The following is a 19273-nucleotide window of genomic DNA, read 5'->3' on the forward strand; positions in this document are numbered from 1 at the left end:
CCCAGCCGCCCGACGCACCGCCCGTACTGTCTCGACAAGGATTCCCCGTGACCCCTGCACGCATCGGCAGCCCCGACAGCCTCCGACTGGCCCTCGGGTCGACGCGCCTCCGCGTGGGATTGGCCTTCGTCCTCGTGCTGCTCCTGGTCCTCGGCGTACGCCTGTTCCAGCTCCAGGCGCTGGACCTCAACGGCATGGCACAGGCAGGGCTGTCCAAGCGGCTCACCAGCACCGCCGTGCAGCCCATCCGCGGCTCGATCGTGGACATGAACGGAAAGTACTTCGCTCGCAGCGTGGAGCGCTACGACATCGTGGTGGACCAGCGACTCAGTGCTGTCGACGATTTCGACCGGACACCGGCCGGTTCCGACGAGCGCGAGATGGACATCCCGATGGACCAGGGATTCGCCGAGCTCTCGGCCGTGCTCGGCATCGACGCGGGAACGCTCGAGGCGTCCATCATGGGGGACAAGTCCTTCAACTACGTGGCGAAGTCCGTCACACCGGAGGTCAAGGACAGGGCACTGGCCGTCGGCATCCCGGGCGTGTACGCGGACATGACCAGTGTGCGCACCTACCCCGCCGGACCCGTGGCCGGGTCGATCATCGGCTACGTGGGCGCCGACGGTGCTCCGCGCTCCGGCCTGGAGGTGTCCCTGGACGACCAGCTCACCGGCGAGGCGGGAAGCCGCACGTTCGAGATCGGCGGGGACGGGATCCGCATCCCCTACGCCACGAACGAGGACGTGCCCGCGGTCGACGGCCAGAGCGTGCGGTTGACGATCGATCAGGACCTCCAGTGGTTCGCCCAGCAGACCATCGCCTCGCAGGTGAAGGACTACGACGCCGAGTGGGGCAACATCGTGGTCGTGGAGGCGAAGACCGGAGCGATCCGGGCGATGGCCGAGTCGACGACGCTCGACCCGAACGATCCGGAGGCGACACCCGCGGACAAGCGCAGCCCGAACTCGGTCAGTGCGTCCTTCGAGCCGGGGTCGACGACGAAGGTCATCACGATGGCTGCCGCTCTCGAGCAGGGACTGATCGAGCCGACGTCGAAGTTCACCCTGGAGAACCGCTACACCATCGGCGACCAGACGTTCAAGGACGCGTGGGAGCACGGCACGGAGAAGCGGACGGCGGCAGGGATCCTCGCCAAGTCCATGAACACCGGTACGGTGCAGATCGGCGGGAAGCTGTCCAAGCAGGAACGCTACGACTGGCTCAAGAAGTTCGGGATCGGTGAACCGCTCGGCACGGGCCTCGGCGAGGAGAACCAGGGCCTCCTCACTCCGCCCGACCAGTGGGACGACCGCCAGCAGTACACGGTGCTCTTCGGCCAGGGCCTGACGCAGACCGCGCTGCACACCGCGATGGTGTACCAGACGATCGCGAACGACGGCATGCGGCTCCAGCCGCGGCTGATCGACGCGTACATCGACCCCGACGGCACGGAGCACGAGGTCCCCGAGGCCGAGGGCACGAAGGTGGTGTCGGAGGAGACCGCTGCGCAGATGCGGAAGATGCTCGAGACCGTCACCGAGGAGGGCTCCGGCAAATCCGGCGAGCTCGAGCAGTACCGCGTCGGGGCGAAGACCGGCACGGCGGAGGCACCGAGCGCCACCGGCGGGTACGACGGCTACACTCTGTCGTATGCCGGGATCGCACCCATCGAGGATCCCGAGTACGTCGTCGTCATCACGCTCCAGCGTCCGCAGGGCGACCTGTACTACCTGATTCCCGGCGAGTCCTTCCAGAAGGTCATGAAGCAGGTCCTCAACTCCAACAACGTCCCGGCTTCGACGACGAAGCCGGACATCTACCCGGTCGAATACTGACCCGGAGGCAAGAGAACGTGCAATCGAACACTCCGCAGGGGAGCACGGCTTCCCTGATGCGGCCCCGCGCCCCGCGCCCGGTCGAGCTGTCCTCGGCCCTCGCCGCCATCGGCACGCTGGCCGGCCCGTCGGTACCACCGGGGCTCCCCACCGTCGCCGGCATCACGCTCGATTCGCGCTCCGTCCTGCCCGGTGACGTCTACGCCGCCCTGCCGGGCGCCTCCCGCCACGGAGCCGAATTCGCCCTGCAGGCCGCCCGGGCGGGCGCCCTGGCCATCCTGACGGACGAGGAAGGGGCCCGCCTCGCGACCGAGACGGCGGGGCAGGTCGAGCTGCCGCCGGTCGTCGTCGTCCCGGACCCCCGCCGCGCGGTCGGCCCGCTCGCCCGCGAGATCTTCGCCGGCCGGTCCGAGGACGCCCCCGCGCAGGCGACCCCGACCCTCTTCGGCGTCACCGGCACGAACGGGAAGACCACGACCACCTATTTCCTCAACGCCCTCCTGGGCGCCCTGGGCAGGTCCACCGGGCTGATCGGCACCATCGAGATCCGGGCAGGCGGCGAGGCCATCCCCAGCGCGCTCACCACGCCCGAATCGCCCCAGGTGCATTCCCTCCTCGCCCTGATGCGGGAGCGTGGGCTCGCCGCGGCCTCCATGGAGGTCTCCTCGCACGCGCTCGAGTTCGGCCGGGTGGACGGAGTGCGATTCGACGTCGCGGGCTTCACCAACCTCACCCAGGACCACCTGGACCTGCACGGCACCATGGAGGAGTACTTCGCGGTGAAGGCTGCGCTCTTCACCCCCGAGCGTTGCCGGCGAGCAGTGGTGCTCGTGGACGATCCCTGGGGCCGCAGGCTGGCCGCCACGGCGGAGGTCCCCGTGCTGACGGTGCGGACCGATCCGCAGGCGGACGACCGGGACGCGCAGGCCGACTGGACGGTGACCGGGGTCGAACCGAGCGGCCTCGGCCACGCCTTCGTGCTCCAGGGCCGGACGGGCGGGCGACTGCGGATCCGCAGCGGGCTGCCCGGGACGTTCAACATCTCCAACGCCGCCCTGGCGACCGGCATGGTCCTCGCCTCGGGCGTCCCGGTGGAGGACGTCCAGCGCGCCCTGGACGACTCGGACCCCTTCACCACCGAGGTCCCGGGGCGCATGCAGCTCATCGGTGAGGCTCCCGCGGCGATCGTCGACTTCGCCCACAATCCGGACGCCCTCGAACGGACGCTGGTCTCGGTGCGCCGGCCGGGCGGCCGCGTCATCGCGGTCTTCGGCGCCACGGGACAGCGGGACGAGACGAAGCGCCCGATCATGGGGGCGGTGGGCGCACGCCTGTCCGACATCCTCATCGTCACCGACGACGACCCGCACGACGAGGACGAGGCGATCATCCGGCGCGCCGTCCGGGCCGGCGCCGAGGCCGCGGTCCGCGACGAGGGGCTCGACTGCGAGGTGCTCGAGGTCTTCCCCCGGGCGGCTGCGATAGACCACGCGGTCGCGCTGTCCACCGTCTCCGACACCGTTCTCATCGCCGGCCGCGGCCACGAGGTGTGGCAGGAGGTGAAGGGCGTCAATCTGTCGCTCGACGATCGCCTGGAACTGCGCTCCGCGTTGACAAGGCACGGATTCTCTGTGCTTTCGACGTCCGGGATAGAGTCCTGAACCGTCATGATTGAATTCAGCGCAGCCGAGATCGCGGCACTCACGGGCGGCGTCCTGGTCGGTCCCGACCAGGACGGGTCGGCCATCACCGTCACCTCCGCGGCCACGGATTCCAGGGAGTGCGTCCCCGGGTCCCTGTTCGTGGCCAAGCCCGGCGAGGAGTCCGACGGCCACCTCTTCATCGGTGCCGCCTTCGGGCGCGGAGCCGTCCTGGCGCTGGCCGAACGGGAGGTCACCGGACCGGACGGGACCCCGTTCGCCGCCGTCGTCGTCCCCGACGCGGTCCTCGCCATGGGCGTGCTGGCCGCCGAGACGGTCCGGCGACTGCGGGCGAACGGCGAGGTGACCGTCATCGGCATCACCGGTTCGGCGGGCAAGACCACCACCAAGGACCTGCTCGCCGGCATCCTCGCGGCCCACGGCCCCACCGTCGCGCCGCGCGGGTCCTACAACGGAGAGGTCGGCGTCCCCCTGACCGTGTTCGAGGCGGACTGGGACACGCGCTACCTCGTCATCGAGATGGGGGCCACGAAGCCCGGCCACATCGCGTACCTCGCGTCGCTCGTGCAGCCGGACCTCGGCGTCGTGCTCGGCGTCGGCTCCGCCCACGCCGGCGAGTTCGGCGGCGTCGAGAACATCGCGAAGGCCAAGGGCGAGCTGTTCGAGGCCCTGCCGGCCGCCGGGACCGCCGTCATCAACGCCGACGACGAGCGCGTCCTGGCCATGCAGGGGCGCACCGGCGCCCGGACCGCCTTCTTCACCTCCTCGGACGACTTCGCAGCCGCCGGGTCCGACGTCGTCCGGGCACGCGACAGCACCACGACGGCGGAGGGCAACCCCGCCTTCACCCTCGTCTTCCCGGACGGCAGTGCCCACGACGTCGTCTCCCCGCTCCTGGGACTGCACCACACCGCCAACCTGCTGGCCGCAGCCACCGTCGCCTACGAGGTCGGTTGCGCTCCCGGGACGATCGCGGCGAGCCTGCGCAGCCAGTCCGCCGCCAGCCGGTGGCGCATGGAGCGCACCGAGCGCGCCGACGGCGTGACGGTCATCAACGACGCCTACAACGCCAATCCCGAGTCGATGCGCGCAGCGCTCCGGACGCTCGCCGAACTCGGCCGCGGCCGCCGGCGCACGTGGGCCGTGCTCGGTGAGATGCTCGAGCTCGGGGACAGCTCCATCGAGGAGCACGACCTCCTCGGGCGCGTCGTCGTACGCCTCAACATCTCCAAGCTCATCTGCGTGGGCCCGAACACCCGGGCACTCTTCAACGGTGCCGTGCTCGAGGGGTCCTGGGGCAGCGAGGCCGTCCATGTCGACGACGTCGACGCCGCGGAGCGGATGCTCGAGGCGGAGCTGGAACCGGGCGACATCGTCCTGTTCAAGTCCTCCAACGGGGCGGGACTGAGATATCTCGGGGACCGAGTCGCCCAGGCCGGCCCCGGCGCGACCGAGCCCCCCGCAGCAGTCGTCGAAGCGGACAGCGGACCTGCCGCTCCCGGAAAGGCCCAGCAGCCGTGATCGCACTCCTCATAGGCTCTGCCTCCGCGCTCTTCTTCGCATTCGTCGGGACACCCCTGTTCATCAAGCTCCTGGTGAACAAGGGCTACGGGCAGTTCATCCGCGACGACGGCCCCACGGCCCACCACATCAAGCGCGGGACGCCCACCATGGGCGGCGCGGTGATCGTCGCGTCGGTGCTGCTCGCATACTTCCTGACGCATCTGCTGATGGTGGCCACGGGTTCCTCCGTGGGCGGTCCCACGGCCTCCGGACTGCTGCTGCTGTTCCTGGCCGCCGGAATGGGCCTGGTGGGCTTCGCCGATGACTACATCAAGATCTCGAAGCAGCGGAGCCTCGGCCTGAGCGCGCCCGCGAAGATCATCGGGCAGACCGCCGTGGGCGTGATCTTCGGCGTGCTGGCGCTGATGTTCCCCAACGAGGAGGGGCGGACGCCGGCGTCGACGGCCATCTCCTTCATCCGTGACACGCCGATCGACCTCGCCTTCGCGGGCACGGTCCTCGGCGCGATCCTGTTCGTCATCTGGTCGAACCTCATCATCACCGGCGCGAGCAACGGCGTGAACCTCGCCGATGGGCTCGACGGACTCGCCGCCGGCGCCTCGATCCTGGTCTTCGGCGCCTACCTCCTCATCGGGATCTGGCAGGGCAACCAGAGCTGCGGCTCGCCCGGCGCCGGGAGCGTCTGCTACGAGGTCCGCGACCCGCTGGACCTCGCCCTGATCGCCGGGTCCATGTGCGGTGCCCTGGTCGGCTTCCTCTGGTGGAACACCTCGCCGGCCAAGATCTTCATGGGCGACACCGGCTCCCTCGCCATCGGCGGCGCGATCGCCGGTTTCGCCATCCTGTCCCGGACGGAACTCCTCCTCGTGATCCTCGCGGGCCTGTTCGTCATGATCACGCTCTCCGTGATCATCCAGGTCGGCTACTTCAAGCTGTCGGGCGGCAAACGCGTCTTCAAGATGGCACCGCTGCAGCACCACTTCGAGCTGAAGGGCTGGCAGGAGGTCACGGTGGTGGTCCGGTTCTGGATCCTTGCCGGACTCTTCGTCGCCGCGGCGCTCGGGATCTTCTACGCGGAATGGGTCGTGGGATGAGCGGATCGGACGCTGCCGGATCGACGGCACCCAACACCTGGGAGACACCCCGGCTCGCCGGTCTGACGACCTGGGACTCGGACTGGGCCGGCCTGCGCGTCGTCGTCGCGGGCATCGGCGCCTCCGGCTTCTCCGCGGCCGACACCCTCGTGGAGCTCGGGGCCGTCGTCGTCGTCGTCGATGCCGGCGCGACCGAGGAGAACGAGGCGAAGGCCGACACCCTGCGCATCGTCGGTGCGCACGCCGTCCTGCTCGGGGCGGAGCACGCAGCGTCCCTGCCCCCGGTCGACGGGGAACCCGCCGACCTCGTCGTCACCTCTCCCGGCTGGCGCCCCACGCAGCCGCTGCTCGCCGAGGCGGCGGCGGCCGGAGTCCCGATCTGGGGCGACATCGAGCTCGCCTGGCGGGTACGGACCCGCGAAGGCCGTTCGACGGCGGAATGGCTCACCATCACCGGGACCAACGGGAAGACCACCACCGTCGGACTGACGGAGTCCATGCTCCTCGCCGCGGGCAAGCGCGCGGTCGCCGCCGGCAACGTCGGCACACCCATCCTCGACGTGATCCGTGATCCTCAGGGGTACGAGTTCCTCGCCGTCGAACTCTCCAGCTTCCAGCTGCACTGGGCGCACTCCATCTCGCCGCTCGCGAGCGTCTGCCTCAACGTGGCCGAGGACCATGTGGACTGGCACGGCAGTTACGAGGCCTACCTCGCCGCCAAGGCCTCCGTCTACGAGCGGACGAGGATCGCGTGCATCTACAACGTCGAGCAGCGTGAGACGGAGGAGATGGTCGAGGAGGCCGATGTCGTCGAGGGCTGCCGGGCCGTCGGGTTCACCACCGGCATGCCGTCCGTCAGCATGATGGGCGTCGTCGAGGACCTCCTCGTGGACCGAGCCTTCATCGAGCAGCGCAAGGACTCCGCCGCCGAACTCGCCTCCATCAGCGAGCTCGGCGAGGTCGTCCCGCGGCACCTGGTCGCCAACGCCCTCGCCGCCGCAGCCCTCGTCCGTGCGGCGGGGATACCGGCGGCTGCGGTGCGCGACGGCATCCGGGCCTTCCAGCCGGGGGACCACCGGATCCAGGTCGTCGAGAACGAGGGCGGGGTGCTCTGGATCAACGATTCGAAGGCGACGAATCCGCACGCGGCCTCGGCATCGCTGGCCTCGTTCCAATCGGTGGTCTGGGTCGCGGGCGGACTGTCGAAGGGTGTCTCCTACGACAACCTCGTCACCGAGCATGCCCACCGACTGAAGGCCGTCGTGCTTCTCGGGACGGACCCCGCACCGCTGCAGGGCGCCCTCGCCCGACACGCACCCGATGTTCCGGTCTCCCTCCATCCCACCCTTCACACTGGACAGGGGCGCGGCGCCGGCGGGTCAGCCGATCCGGCCGCCGCCCTGATGCAGTGGGCCGTCGCCGAAGCGGCGCGCCTCGCCCAGGACGGCGACACGGTGCTCCTGGCGCCGGCCGCAGCGTCCATGGACCAGTTCTCCTCCTATGCGCACCGGGGAGCCGCCTTCGTGGCGGCCGTCCGTGCACGTGGCGGACAGGGGACAACCGCGAAGGAGTCGTAATGGTGGCCACGCCAACCCGTCCGGGAGGACGCAAGCCCTCGGTCCGGCCCGCCCGGACGAAGGAGACGGGCCGACCGGTCAGCTCCGTCGGCGTAGGCCCCGCACACAGTGCGACGCCCAGCGGGAGCGCCGCAGCGAAGGCACGGACCATCAAGTCCGGTGCTCCGACGGCGGACACCGCCACCACCGGCTCCGCCGACCGGGCGGGCACCGGACTCCGGGCCCGGCTGCGGCGCGGCTGGGTGCTGCTCGAGGGCTCCGACCGCGCGCCCACCGGGTCCAGCTACTACCTGATCCTCGGTTCCGCCCTCGCCCTCACCGCGATCGGGCTCATGATGGTCCTGTCGGCGTCATCCGTCGAAGCGATCTCCGAGGGCAAGGACAGCTTCGACCTCTTCCTCAAGCAGGCCCTGTGGGCCGGCGCCGGGCTCCTCCTGATGCTCGTCCTGTCCCGGCTCGGTCCCCGCGCCTACCGGGCCCTCGCGTGGCCGAGCCTCGGGATCGCGGTGGTGCTGCTGGTCCTGGTGCTCGTCATCGGGGTCGAGATCAACGGCAACAAGAACTGGATCCGCATCGGCAGCCAGACCTTCCAGCCGTCCGAACCGACGAAGCTCGCCATCGCCCTGTGGTTCGCCGCCGTCCTGGAGCGGAAGAAGGCGCTGATCCGGGACTGGAAGCACGCCATGATCCCCGCGCTGCCCTTCGGCGGACTCCCGATCGGCCTCGTCCTGATCGGCGGTGACCTCGGGACGGGCCTCGTGCTCATGATGATCGCCGGTGCGGCGCTGTTCTTCGCCGGCGCCCCGCTGAAGCTGTTCACGCTCACGGGTCTCGCGGCGCTGGCCGGTGCCCTGCTCATGGTCGCCACGAGCTCCAACCGCGGCGGGCGGATCAGCGCCTGGCTGGGCCTGAACTGCGACGACGGCGCCGATCTCTGCCTGCAGTCGGACAACGGCCTGTTCGCCATGGCGTCGGGCGGGTGGTTCGGCGTCGGGATCGGGCAGAGCCGCCAGAAGTGGAACTGGATCCCCGAGGCGCACAACGACTTCATCTTCGCCATCATCGGCGAGGAGTTCGGCCTCGTCGGCACCCTCGTCGTCGTGCTCCTGTTCGGCATCCTCGCCGTCGCCACCATCAGGGTGGCCCTGCGCTACACCGACCCCTTCGTGCGGATCCTCATGGGATCCATCCTCGTGTGGCTGATCGGCCAGGCCTTCGTCAACATCGGCATGGTCACCGGCCTGCTGCCCGTCATCGGCGTACCGCTGCCCTTCATCTCCTACGGCGGGTCCGCGCTGACGTTCACGCTGGCCGCCGTCGGCGTCCTCCTGTCCTTCGCACGCAAGACCCCGCACGTCCCCACGCCGGCGCCGTCTCCGACGGTTCCTGCTACGACCTCCACCGCCGGAAGAAACCACGCACATTCATGACCTCCTCCACCCCTGACCATCCCGTGTCGGTCGTCCTCGCGGGCGGCGGCACGGCCGGCCACATCAGCCCCCTCCTCGCGATCGCGGGGGCGATCGTCGAACGGGAGCCGGGCGCACGCATCACGGCCGTGGGCACCGAGGCCGGGATGGAGACCCGACTGGTCCCCGCCGCCGGTTTCGACCTGCGCACCATCGACCGGGTCCCCATGCCGCGGCGACCCTCCATCGACCTCGTCAAACTGCCCGTCCGCCTCGTCCGGGCCGTGCGGCAGGCGCGCGCCATCCTCGCGGACGCCGCAGCAGACGTCGTCGTCGGGGTCGGCGGATACGTCTCGACACCCGTCTATCTCGCGGCCTGGACGCGGCGGGTGCCGATCGTCATCCACGAGGCCAACGCACGACCCGGCATCGCCAACCGGGTGGGCGCGCGGATCGCGGCGCGCGTCGCCGTCGCCTTCGAGGGCACTGGGCTGCGCGACGCCGTGCTGGTGGGCATGCCCATGCGCCGCAGCATCTCCGGCCTCGATCGCGCCGCCGGCAGCGAGGACGCCCGGGCGTCGCTCGGGCTCGATCCGGACCGTCCCACCCTGATCGTGACCGGAGGGTCCTCCGGTGCGGCGAGCCTCAACCGGTCCGTCGCCGAGGCCGTGCCCGGCCTCGTCGCCGCCGGCATCCAGGTCCTCCACATCACAGGACGCGGCAAGCAGGTCCTCGGCGGCGACGGATCCGTGCTGGCCATGCCGGGCTACCACCAGGTCGAGTTCGTCGACGGCATGGAACACGTGTACGCGGCAGCCGACCTCCTGGTCGCCCGCGCCGGCGCCGCCACCGTCAGCGAGATCAGCGCCGTGGGTGTTCCCGCCGTCCTCGTGCCCCTGCCGCACGGCAACGGCGAGCAGCGACTCAACGCGGCAGGGCTCGTGGAATCCGGCGGCGCCCTCCTGGTCGACGACGCGGCCTTCACCGCGGAGTGGATCCGCGACACCGTGCGTTCGCTCGTCGCCGACCAGGCACGGCTCGCCCGGATGTCACGGGCATCGCACGCCCGGGGCGTGCGCGACGCCGACCGGCGGATGGCCGACCTCGTCCTCTCCGCCACGGGAGGCGCCCGGTGACCTCGGAGCGCGAGGAAACAGACCGGCGGGCGAGCCCGGCGCCCCGGATCACGACGACGGCCCCCGGAGGGGCAGGGACGGAAGGCAGCGGCATCGCAACCACCAGCACCGCGCCGGCGCTCGACGCCGGACTGCAGGAACCCGTGCATTTCATCGGACTCGGCGGTGCCGGCATGTCGGCCGTCGCGCGGGTCCTCCTCGGCCAGGGCCTGCGGGTCTCGGGCTCGGACGCGGCCGAATCGAAGGGGCTCCGTGCGCTGTCCGCGCTCGGCGCCGACGTGACCGTGGGGCACTCCGCGGAGGCGGTACCCGACACCGGGACGATCGTCGTGTCCTCGGCGATCCGCGACACGAACCCGGAACTGGTCGAGGCACGCCGTCGCGGCCTGCCGGTGCTGCACCGTTCGGAGGCACTCGCGGCGGCGATGACCGGCCAGCAGGCCGTCGCCGTCGCCGGTACGCACGGCAAGACCACGACGACCGCGATGATCACCGTCCTCCTGCGCAACGCCGGCGTGGGTCCGTCCTTCGCCATCGGGGGAGACGTGGCCGCCCTCGGCGTCAACGCCGAGTGGGCGGACGGAAGCGTCTTCGTCGCCGAAGCGGACGAATCGGACGGCTCGTTCCTGAACTACGAGCCCCGCATCGCCGTCGTGACGAACGTCGAAGCGGACCATCTCGACCACTACGGGACGGCGGACGCGGTCCATGCGGCCTTCCGCACCTTCGCCCGGCGGCTCCCCGAGGACGGGCTCCTCGTGGCGTGCGCCGACGACGCCGGTGCCGCCGCACTGGCCGCCGGGGTACCGGAACCACGCCGCGTGCGCACCTACGGCTACGCCGGGACGGCGGACATCCGGATCAGTGACACGAGGGCCGTGGGCAGCACCACCAACAGCGTCCTGTCCTTCGCCGTCGACGGGCTGGACGCACAGCAGGAACTGCAGCTGAGCGTGCCGGGGCGGCACAACATCCTCAACGCCGCCGCGGCTTTCGCCGTCGCCCTCGAACTCGGAGTGGATCCGGCCGTCGCCGCGACCGGCCTGTCGCTGTTCTCCGGCGCCGCGCGACGTTTCGAGGCCAGGGGCGAGGGCGACGGCATCCGGGTGTTCGACGACTACGCCCACCATCCGACCGAGGTCCATGCCGCCCTGACGGCCGCCCGGACCGTGGCGGGGGAGCACGGGGTGCATGTCCTGTTCCAGCCCCACCTGTTCTCCCGCACCCGGGAGTTCGCCGCGGGCTTCGCCGAGGCGCTGTCCCTCGCGGATTCCGCGACCGTGCTGCCGGTGTACGCGGCACGCGAGGACCCGGTCGACGACATCGGCGGCTGGACCATCACCGATCTCATGCCGGGTGCCGGCGCCTCCTATCGCGAGGACCCGGACGAGGCCCTCCGCTCCGTGATCGACCGGGCGGAACCCGGTGACATCATCCTGACCATCGGAGCGGGAGACGTCACGCAGTACGGCATCCGGCTGGTCGGCCTGCTGAAGGAGCGGGCGGACGGAACAGGACCGGCGGGGACCGGCGCATGACGCCGAGGAAGCCACGCATCGCCCGGGTACCGGCCGTGCCGAAGGCCGGGGCGACGGCCGGGTCGGAAGCGCCGGGCCGCGTCGACCGCGCGGACCGGCCGGCCTCCGCCGGGAAGGTCCTCGAGTTCCCCGCGCCCCGACGCTCCCACCGGGTGCGGAACACCGTCCTGGCCATCACCGCGCTCGTGCTGGTCCTCGGCGGCGTGGTCGCGTACGTCGTGTTCTCGCCGGCGCTGGCGCTGCGGACGGTCGAGGTGGAGGGCAACTCGCTGGTCACCGCGGCGGAGGTCGAGACGGCCCTCGCTCCGCTGATAGGGACGTCGCTGACGAGGATCGCGCCGGACCAGGTCCGCGGGCTGCTGGCGGACAAGGCGCCGATCGAGGACGTCGGGATCGCCGCCGAGCCCCCGTCGACGCTCGTGGTCACCGTCCGCGAACGCGTACCCGTCGCCGTCCTGCAGAACGGGGGCGACTTCGTGCTGATCGATGCGGACGGCCGCCAGTTGAGCACCGTGGCGCGACGCGACGAGGTGAAGCTCCCGCTGATCGACGGCGGGACCAACGCGGTCAACTCCGAGGTCTTTTCCTCGATCACGGCGGTCCTGGCGGAGTTGCCCGTCTCCGTGCTGTCCCGGCTCAACAGCGCCTCGGCAGCGAGCGTCGACTCCATCCAGCTCTCACTGGCCGGGGACCGGAGGATCTTCTGGGGCAGCGCCGAGCGCAGCTCCGAGAAGGCGAGCGTCCTGGAGGCGATGCTCGCGATGCCCGCCACCGATCCGCCGGTGAAGGTGTTCGACGTGAGCACCCCCGACCGGCCGGTCACCCGGTGAGGCACGGCGTCGCGGGCTGTGCGGCCCGCGGTCGAACAGAGCGTGAAAAGAGTACACAGCGCGTCGACAGAACCGACACGCGGCGTCAGGTCATTGCAACGCGGAGCGCTTGCACCTAGCGTCGAACATAGAAGTTACTTGACATAACGTTAACTCTCAACCTGAACGTTAACGTTGTCGAAGGTAAAGGTTGAACCCGGAACACCGGCAGCCCCCGTACAGCACACAGATTCGAACAAGGGACACAGGACGTGGCAGCACCTCAGAATTACTTGGCCGTCATCAAGGTCGTCGGCATCGGCGGCGGCGGCGTCAACGCCGTCAACCGCATGATCGAGGTCGGGCTCCGTGGCGTGGAGTTCATTGCCATCAATACCGACGCGCAGGCGCTGCTCATGAGCGATGCCGACGTCAAGCTCGACGTCGGTCGCGAGCTGACCCGCGGCCTCGGCGCCGGAGCGGACCCGGAGGTCGGCCGCCGCGCGGCGGAGGACCACTCCGAGGAGATCGAGGAAGTCCTGCGCGGAGCCGACATGGTCTTCGTGACCGCCGGCGAAGGTGGCGGCACGGGCACCGGCGGCGCTCCCGTCGTCGCCCGGATCGCACGTTCCCTCGGCGCCCTGACGATCGGCGTCGTCACCCGTCCGTTCACGTTCGAGGGCCGGCGGCGCTCGAACCAGGCCGAGAGCGGCATCGACACCCTCCGCGAGGAGGTCGACACGCTCATCGTGATCCCGAACGACCGGCTGCTCTCCATCAGCGACCGGAACGTCTCGATGCTCGACGCGTTCCGCTCCGCCGACCAGGTGCTGCTCTCCGGTGTCCAGGGCATCACGGACCTCATCACCACGCCGGGCCTGATCAACCTCGACTTCGCCGACGTGAAGTCCGTCATGCAGGGCGCCGGTTCGGCGCTCATGGGCATCGGCTCGGCTCGCGGCGAGGATCGCGCCGTCAAGGCCGCGGAGCTCGCCATCGCATCGCCGCTGCTCGAAGCCTCGATCGACGGCGCGCACGGCGTGCTGCTCTCGATCCAGGGTGGCTCGGATCTCGGTCTCTTCGAGATCAACGAGGCCGCCCGCCTCGTGCAGGAGGTCGCACACCCCGAGGCGAACATCATCTTCGGTGCGGTCATCGACGATGCGCTGGGCGACGAGGCGCGCGTGACCGTGATCGCGGCCGGCTTCGACCAGGTGGATGCCACCTCGCAGCCTGCCGCCGCCCCTGCCCCCGCATCGCGCCCGGCCGTCGCGCCGAGCGTCGGTGGGGACCAGCAGCGCATGGCCGGCGCCGCCACCGCCGGCCTCGGCGCCTGGTCGCAGCAGCGTGCGCAGAACGTGCAGGCAGTGCCCGCGGACTCGGGCTTCGACGTGGACCTCCCCGCGATCGTGGAGCCGGACTTCTCGGCCGGACGGTCCGACGACCTCGACGTACCCGACTTCCTCAAGTAGTCGGTGGACGCAGCCGAAGGTCCCGGACGCACCTCCCCGTTCTACTGGAACGCGGAGGTGCGTCCGGGTCTCCGCGTCGCCTTCACCTCCGTGGCTGCCGGCAACCTCGCCCTCCACGTGGGGGATGCCCCGGACGCCGTCCGGGACAACAGGCGGGGGATCGAGGAAGCGCTGGGCGTCCCCGCGGGGTCACTCCGGTTCATGAGCCAGACCCATTCCGACCGGGTCGCCCTGGTCGCCGCCGGCGATCCCGTGCCCCCGGACGCGGATGCGATGGTGTCCCTCGACGGCAGTGAGCCGCTGGCCGTTCTCGTCGCCGATTGCGTCCCGATCGTCCTCGCGGACGCGGCGGTCACCGACGGCGGTACGGGTGCCACGGCCGTCGTGCACGCGGGCCGTGCCGGTGTCGGCAACGGGATCGTCGAAGGTGCCGTCCGCCTGTTGCGGAGCCATGGTGCCCGGGACCTGGCAGCGTGGATCGGACCCTCGGTGTGCGGATCCTGCTACGAGGTGCCTGCCGGGATGATGGAGTCGATCGCGCTCACCGTCCCGGAGGCCGCGTCGCGGACGCCGACGGGAACGCCGGCGCTCGACCTCCCGGCGGCCGTCCAGCGCCAGCTCGAGCGGTCGTCCGTCCGTGCCCAGCGGGTCGAAGGGTACGGCCCGGCGTGCACCCTGGAGAACCCGGGACTGTACTCGCACCGGCGGGAACCCGGAGCGGGCAGGATCGCCGGGCTGGTGTGGCGGGCATGAACCATCCGGTGCACGCACCGGGGCAGGACGGGCACCGCGCACGCGAGCTCGAGGCCCGCCTCGCCGCTGTCCGCGACCGCATCTCCGCTGCGGCGGTCGCCGCCCGGCGCGCGGAGCCCGAGCTCGTCGTGGTCACCAAGTACTTCCCCGCATCCGACGTGCGTATCCTGGCGGGCCTCGGCGTCACCGACGTGGGGGAGAACCGGGACCAGGAGGCCGCCGCGAAGGCAGCCGAACTCGAACCGCTCGGCCTGGCCTGGCACTTCATCGGCCAGCTGCAGACCAATAAGGCGAAGTCGGTGGTCCGCTACGCGCACAGCGTGCACTCCGTGGACCGGGCCCCGCTCGTCTCCGCGCTCGGCAGGGCCGTCGCCGTAGAGCAGGAGCGGCGGGCCGCAGCGGGGCGCAGCGCCCGGAGCGACCTCCACTGCTTCCTCCAGTTCACCCTCGACGAGGACGCCGGGTCCGGCGGCCGCGGAGGCGCCCTGCCGGAGGAGGCGGGTGCGCTGGCCGAGGCCGTCGCCGCCACGGACGGCCTCCGCCTGGCCGGAGTGATGGCTGTGGCGCCGGTCGGCGTCCCACCCGCACGGGCGTTCGCCCGACTCCTGGGGATCGCCGATGCCGTGCGTGCCGTGGATCCGGCCGCATCGGCCGTTTCGGCGGGCATGAGCGGCGATCTCGAGGACGCTGTGGCTGCCGGGGCGACACACCTGAGGATTGGTTCTGATGTCCTCGGTCCCCGTCCGGCCGTGGGGTAGCGTCGAGGCTGTAACGGCGGCACGACGGGCAGTCGGGCCGGCCGCGTGCGGCGCGGCCCCGGAGCCCACCAATCCACTTCCAGAACAGGAGTCACCATGGCTGGCGCACTGCGCAAGACGATGATCTACCTTGGGCTCGCCGACGGTGATGAGCACTACGAGCCCGAAACGAAAAGCGCGCACAGCAGGAACGAGGAATATTCAGTGGATTACGACCGCGACGAGCGTCACCTCGAGCCGGCTCCCGCCGTCACCCGGGTCGCTCCCGCCGAGGAGTACCGCGCCCCCGTGACACCGATCAAGCGTGCGCCGTCGTCCCGTGAGGACTCCGGCGCCCTGCGCCAGATCACCACGATCCACCCCCGGTCGTACAACGACGCGAAGCTGATCGGCGAGAGCTTCCGCGACGGCATCCCGGTCATCATGAATGTCACGGACATGGGCGAGGCCGACGCCAAGCGCCTCGTCGACTTCTCGGCGGGCCTCGTGTTCGGCCTCCACGGCAGCATCGAGCGCGTCACCAATAAGGTGTTCCTGCTGTCGCCGTCGTATATTGAAGTCCTCGGCGAGGACCTGAAGGCAAGCGAAGCGCAGACCAGCTTCTTCAACCAGAGCTGACCCCAGCGGCCTCCACGGTCGCCCCCGACCCATAAGGCCCGAAGGACTGGAACTGCTCTGTGAGTTTGGTATTCGCCCTGATCTACCTGGTACTGATGCTCTTCCAGCTCGCGCTGATCCTCCGGATCATCTACGACGCCGTGCAGGGGTTCGCCCGTGACTGGCGACCGCAGAAGCTCGCCCTCGTGCTCGCCTCGGGTGTCTACTCGGTGACCGATCCGCCGATCAAGGCCCTTCGCCGACTCATCCCGCCGCTTCGCCTCGGCGGCGTCCAGCTCGATCTCGCGTTCCTCGTGCTCTTCATCGTGGTGCTGATCCTGATGTCCGTGTCCGCCGGTCTCGCCGCCTAGCGTCCGAGTCCGTTTCGTGATGAAGTTCGAGAAGCTATACGCTGATTCACAGTTCGACGTGAGTCCAGCTGATCATGTCCGCAATTCGGTACCGCAGCCGTGCCCGCTCTTCCGGCGGACCGGCCTCTATCAGTATGAGGTGACCAGATGGCTTTGACGCCAGAAGACGTTGTCAACAAGAGGTTCCAGCCGACGAAGTTCCGCGAGGGCTACGACCAGGACGAGGTGGACGATTTCCTCGACGAGATCGTCGTGGAACTGCGCCGTCTGAACTCCGAGAACGAGGAACTGCGCCGCAAGCTCGCAGGCGAGTCCTCCGACACCTCGCAGTCCGGCGCAGTGCCTGCGCCGGTCGCCGCCAGCACCCAGACCGAGGACGTTCCCGCGGAGGACGAGGCGACCGCCGTTCCCGCCGCCGACGAGCCCAACCCGGCGCCTGCCCCGGCCGCGCCTGCAGCGACCTCACCCGCTGCTCCCGCGGCGTCCACCGATGCCGCCGCCGGCGTCCTCGCCATGGCGCAGCGCCTGCACGACGAGTACGTCAACGCAGGTGTCGAGCAGCGCGACAAGATCATCGCCGAGGCGCAGATCGAAGCCAGCGGCCTCGTCAACGACGCCGAGGAGAAGAGCCGCAAGACCCTCGGCGACCTTGAGGAGCAGAAGGCCGTGCTCGAGCACAAGGTCGAACAGCTCCGTGGCTTCGAGAGCGACTACCGTTCCCGCCTGAAGGCCTACATCGAGGGCCAGCTCCGGGACCTCGACGCCCGCGGTTCGCTCGCGGCCGACGCGTCCGCGTCCTAGCAGGATGCCGGGTCCGACCGCCGTCGGACCAGGAGAAGGGCCGGTCGCCGGGGCCAGAACCCCGGGGGCCGGCCCTTTCGCCGTTCCAGCCGCCGCGCACCTCGGCGGACACCAGCGACTAGACCTTGGATACACCGTGAACGAGCACCAGCCGACCGATCCCACCCCTGAGCCGCGCCGAGCTCCGGAACCCGCCCGGGAGTCCACCGCCCCGGGACGCAGGCCCAGCGACCCGGCGGACCACGGCGGCCCCGCAGCGGCGACCGCTGCCGAGCCGGGCCACGCCCGGCGGATCCCCGCTCGCTTCGGGATCGTGATGCTCCTGTGCACCGCCGTCGCCTACACGTTCGACCAGCTCACCAAGTGGTGGGTCGTGTCGACGATGACCGAGGGCCAGGTCACCGAGGTCCTGCCGCCCCTGCTCAACTGGCGGTTCATCCGCAACCCCGGAGCGGCGTTCTCCATCGGCACCGACTACACCTGGTTCTTCACCATCATCATGGTCGCCGTCGCCGTCGCCATCGTGCTGCAGGTCAGGAAGGTCGCCTCCTGGGGCTGGTCCGTGGCCCTGGGACTGGTCCTCGGCGGCGCCCTGGGCAACCTCACCGACCGGCTGCTCAGGGAACCCTCGTTCGGCCAGGGCCACGTGGTCGACTTCATCGCCCTGCCCAACTTCGCGATCTTCAACATCGCCGACTCCGCCGTCGTCAGCGGTGTGGTGCTGATCTGCCTCCTGACCCTGCGCGGGATCGGCATGGACGGCCGGCGCAGCACCGACGACGCAGGGAGCGCACCGGCCACTGCAGGGACCGCAGCTCCGGACAGGACGACGGACAGGACGACGGACAGTACGCCGGACAGCACGCCGGACAGCACGCCGGACAGCACGCCGGACAGCACGCCGGACAGCACGCCGGACTCGGCGACCGGATCCGCGGACCGGGAGCGGGGCGACGATGCCCGCTGAGCGCCGGCAGCTCGTCATCCCCGAAGCCGACGGCGGCAGCCGCACCGACGCCGCGCTGGCACGGCTGCTGGACGCCTCCCGCTCCGCGGTCGCCCAGTGGTGTGCCGACGGCCGCGTGCACCGCGACGGGTCGCCGCTCGCGAAGTCCGACCGCGTGCACGCCGGCGACCGGATCGACGTCGACCTGCCGGATCCGGAGGACAAGCACCGCGTCATCCCCGAGGCCGTGGACGGCATGGGCATCCTGCTCGACGACGAGGACTTCGTCGTCGTGGACAAACCCGTCGGGGTCGCCGCCCACCCGTCCCCGGGCTGGGTCGGCCCCACCGTGGTCGGCGCACTCGCGGCGGCCGGGTACCGCATCTCGACCTCGGGGGCGCCCGAGCGCGTCGGGATCGTCCACCGGCTCGACGTCGGGACCTCCGGCGCGATGGTCGTCGCCAAGACCGAACCCGCCTACACGGCACTGAAACGGGCCTTCAAGGAACGCACCGTCGACAAGGTGTACCACGCCGTCGTGCAGGGACTGCCCGAACCCCTCAAGGGCACGATCGACGCCCCGATCGGCCGCCACCCGCACCACGAATGGCGGTTCGCCGTCCTGGAGGGCGGGCGCGACTCCGTGACGCACTACGAGGTGCTCGAGGCCTTCGGCCGCGCGAGCCTCGTCGAGGTCCACCTCGAGACGGGCAGGACGCACCAGATCCGCGTGCACTTCTCCGCGCTGCGCCACCCCTGCGCCGGCGACCTCACCTACGGCGCCGACCCGCGGCTGGCGGCCGAGCTCGGGCTGACGCGACAGTGGCTGCACGCCCACCGGCTCGGCTTCGCCCACCCCCGGACGGGCGAACCGGTCACGGTCTCGAGCCCGTACCCCGTGGACCTGGCCTACGCACTGACCGCCCTCTCCACCGGGCTGGTGTGACACGCCCGGGCGAGCCGGGAGGACACGCCGGAGCGACCTCGGG

At 70.7% G+C, this 19273-nt stretch carries 16 protein-coding genes and 1 pseudogene; all 17 read left to right on the forward strand.

Annotated features, from left to right (window positions below):
- Positions 1-47 precede the first annotated feature (47 nt).
- The 17 genes and pseudogenes from AC0Z9V_RS00245 (at position 48) to AC0Z9V_RS00325 (ending at position 19230) form a co-directional block, all read left to right on the forward strand.
- A complete protein-coding gene (locus AC0Z9V_RS00245) occupies positions 48-1838 on the forward strand; it encodes a peptidoglycan D,D-transpeptidase FtsI family protein (protein WP_485140359.1) in 1791 nt (596 codons plus the stop codon).
- Between the two features lie 56 nt (positions 1839-1894).
- Positions 1895-3499, forward strand: coding sequence for a UDP-N-acetylmuramoyl-L-alanyl-D-glutamate--2,6-diaminopimelate ligase (locus AC0Z9V_RS00250; protein ID WP_485141255.1), 1605 nt, complete (start codon positions 1895-1897; stop codon positions 3497-3499).
- A 6-nt stretch (positions 3500-3505) separates the two neighbouring features.
- Entirely contained in the window at positions 3506-5020 is a 1515-nt protein-coding gene (locus AC0Z9V_RS00255) for a UDP-N-acetylmuramoyl-tripeptide--D-alanyl-D-alanine ligase (protein ID WP_485140360.1), read from the forward strand.
- Positions 5017-6117 (forward strand): phospho-N-acetylmuramoyl-pentapeptide-transferase, encoded by a 1101-nt coding sequence (gene mraY / locus AC0Z9V_RS00260; protein WP_133081657.1) that lies wholly within the window; start codon positions 5017-5019, stop codon positions 6115-6117. The genes AC0Z9V_RS00255 and mraY overlap by 4 nt, the downstream gene beginning before the upstream one ends.
- A complete protein-coding gene (gene murD / locus AC0Z9V_RS00265; RefSeq protein WP_485140361.1) occupies positions 6114-7694 on the forward strand; it encodes a UDP-N-acetylmuramoyl-L-alanine--D-glutamate ligase in 1581 nt (526 codons plus the stop codon). The genes mraY and murD overlap by 4 nt, the downstream gene beginning before the upstream one ends.
- Positions 7694-9124, forward strand: coding sequence for a putative lipid II flippase FtsW (ftsW, locus tag AC0Z9V_RS00270; RefSeq protein ID WP_485140362.1), 1431 nt, complete (start codon positions 7694-7696; stop codon positions 9122-9124). Before murD ends, ftsW begins: the two co-directional genes overlap by 1 nt.
- Positions 9121-10239: an undecaprenyldiphospho-muramoylpentapeptide beta-N-acetylglucosaminyltransferase gene (gene murG / locus AC0Z9V_RS00275; protein ID WP_485140363.1), complete on the forward strand. Its 1119-nt coding sequence runs from the start codon at positions 9121-9123 to the stop codon at positions 10237-10239. Before ftsW ends, murG begins: the two co-directional genes overlap by 4 nt.
- 173 nt (positions 10240-10412) lie before the next feature.
- Positions 10413-11777, forward strand: a complete 1365-nt coding sequence (murC, locus tag AC0Z9V_RS00280) for a UDP-N-acetylmuramate--L-alanine ligase (protein ID WP_485141256.1) — start codon at positions 10413-10415, stop codon at positions 11775-11777.
- The gene (locus tag AC0Z9V_RS00285) at positions 11774-12607 is read left to right on the forward strand and encodes a cell division protein FtsQ/DivIB (RefSeq protein WP_485140364.1); all 834 of its coding nucleotides are present in this window, start codon (positions 11774-11776) and stop codon (positions 12605-12607) included. The genes murC and AC0Z9V_RS00285 overlap by 4 nt, the downstream gene beginning before the upstream one ends.
- A gap of 251 nt (positions 12608-12858) precedes the next feature.
- Complete coding sequence (gene ftsZ, locus AC0Z9V_RS00290; RefSeq protein WP_133081662.1) at positions 12859-14058, forward strand: cell division protein FtsZ; 1200 nt, start codon at positions 12859-12861, stop codon at positions 14056-14058.
- Positions 14059-14061: 3 nt separating this feature from the next.
- Complete coding sequence (locus AC0Z9V_RS00295; protein WP_485140365.1) at positions 14062-14811, forward strand: purine nucleoside phosphorylase YfiH/LACC1 family protein; 750 nt, start codon at positions 14062-14064, stop codon at positions 14809-14811.
- A complete protein-coding gene (locus AC0Z9V_RS00300) occupies positions 14808-15569 on the forward strand; it encodes a YggS family pyridoxal phosphate-dependent enzyme (RefSeq protein ID WP_485140366.1) in 762 nt (253 codons plus the stop codon). Before AC0Z9V_RS00295 ends, AC0Z9V_RS00300 begins: the two co-directional genes overlap by 4 nt.
- 96 nt (positions 15570-15665) lie before the next feature.
- A complete protein-coding gene (locus AC0Z9V_RS00305; RefSeq protein ID WP_133081665.1) occupies positions 15666-16187 on the forward strand; it encodes a cell division protein SepF in 522 nt (173 codons plus the stop codon).
- Between the two features lie 59 nt (positions 16188-16246).
- Positions 16247-16537, forward strand: a complete 291-nt coding sequence (locus AC0Z9V_RS00310) for a YggT family protein (RefSeq protein ID WP_133081666.1) — start codon at positions 16247-16249, stop codon at positions 16535-16537.
- Positions 16538-16684: 147 nt separating this feature from the next.
- A complete protein-coding gene (locus AC0Z9V_RS00315; protein ID WP_133081667.1) occupies positions 16685-17338 on the forward strand; it encodes a DivIVA domain-containing protein in 654 nt (217 codons plus the stop codon).
- A 292-nt stretch (positions 17339-17630) separates the two neighbouring features.
- A pseudogene (lspA, locus tag AC0Z9V_RS00320) lies at positions 17631-18137 on the forward strand (signal peptidase II); the annotation flags it as partial.
- A 157-nt stretch (positions 18138-18294) separates the two neighbouring features.
- Positions 18295-19230, forward strand: coding sequence for an RluA family pseudouridine synthase (locus tag AC0Z9V_RS00325; RefSeq protein ID WP_133081668.1), 936 nt, complete (start codon positions 18295-18297; stop codon positions 19228-19230).
- Positions 19231-19273: the final 43 nt, after the last annotated feature.

It is taken from the genome of Arthrobacter sp. UYP4, assembly GCF_057291175.1.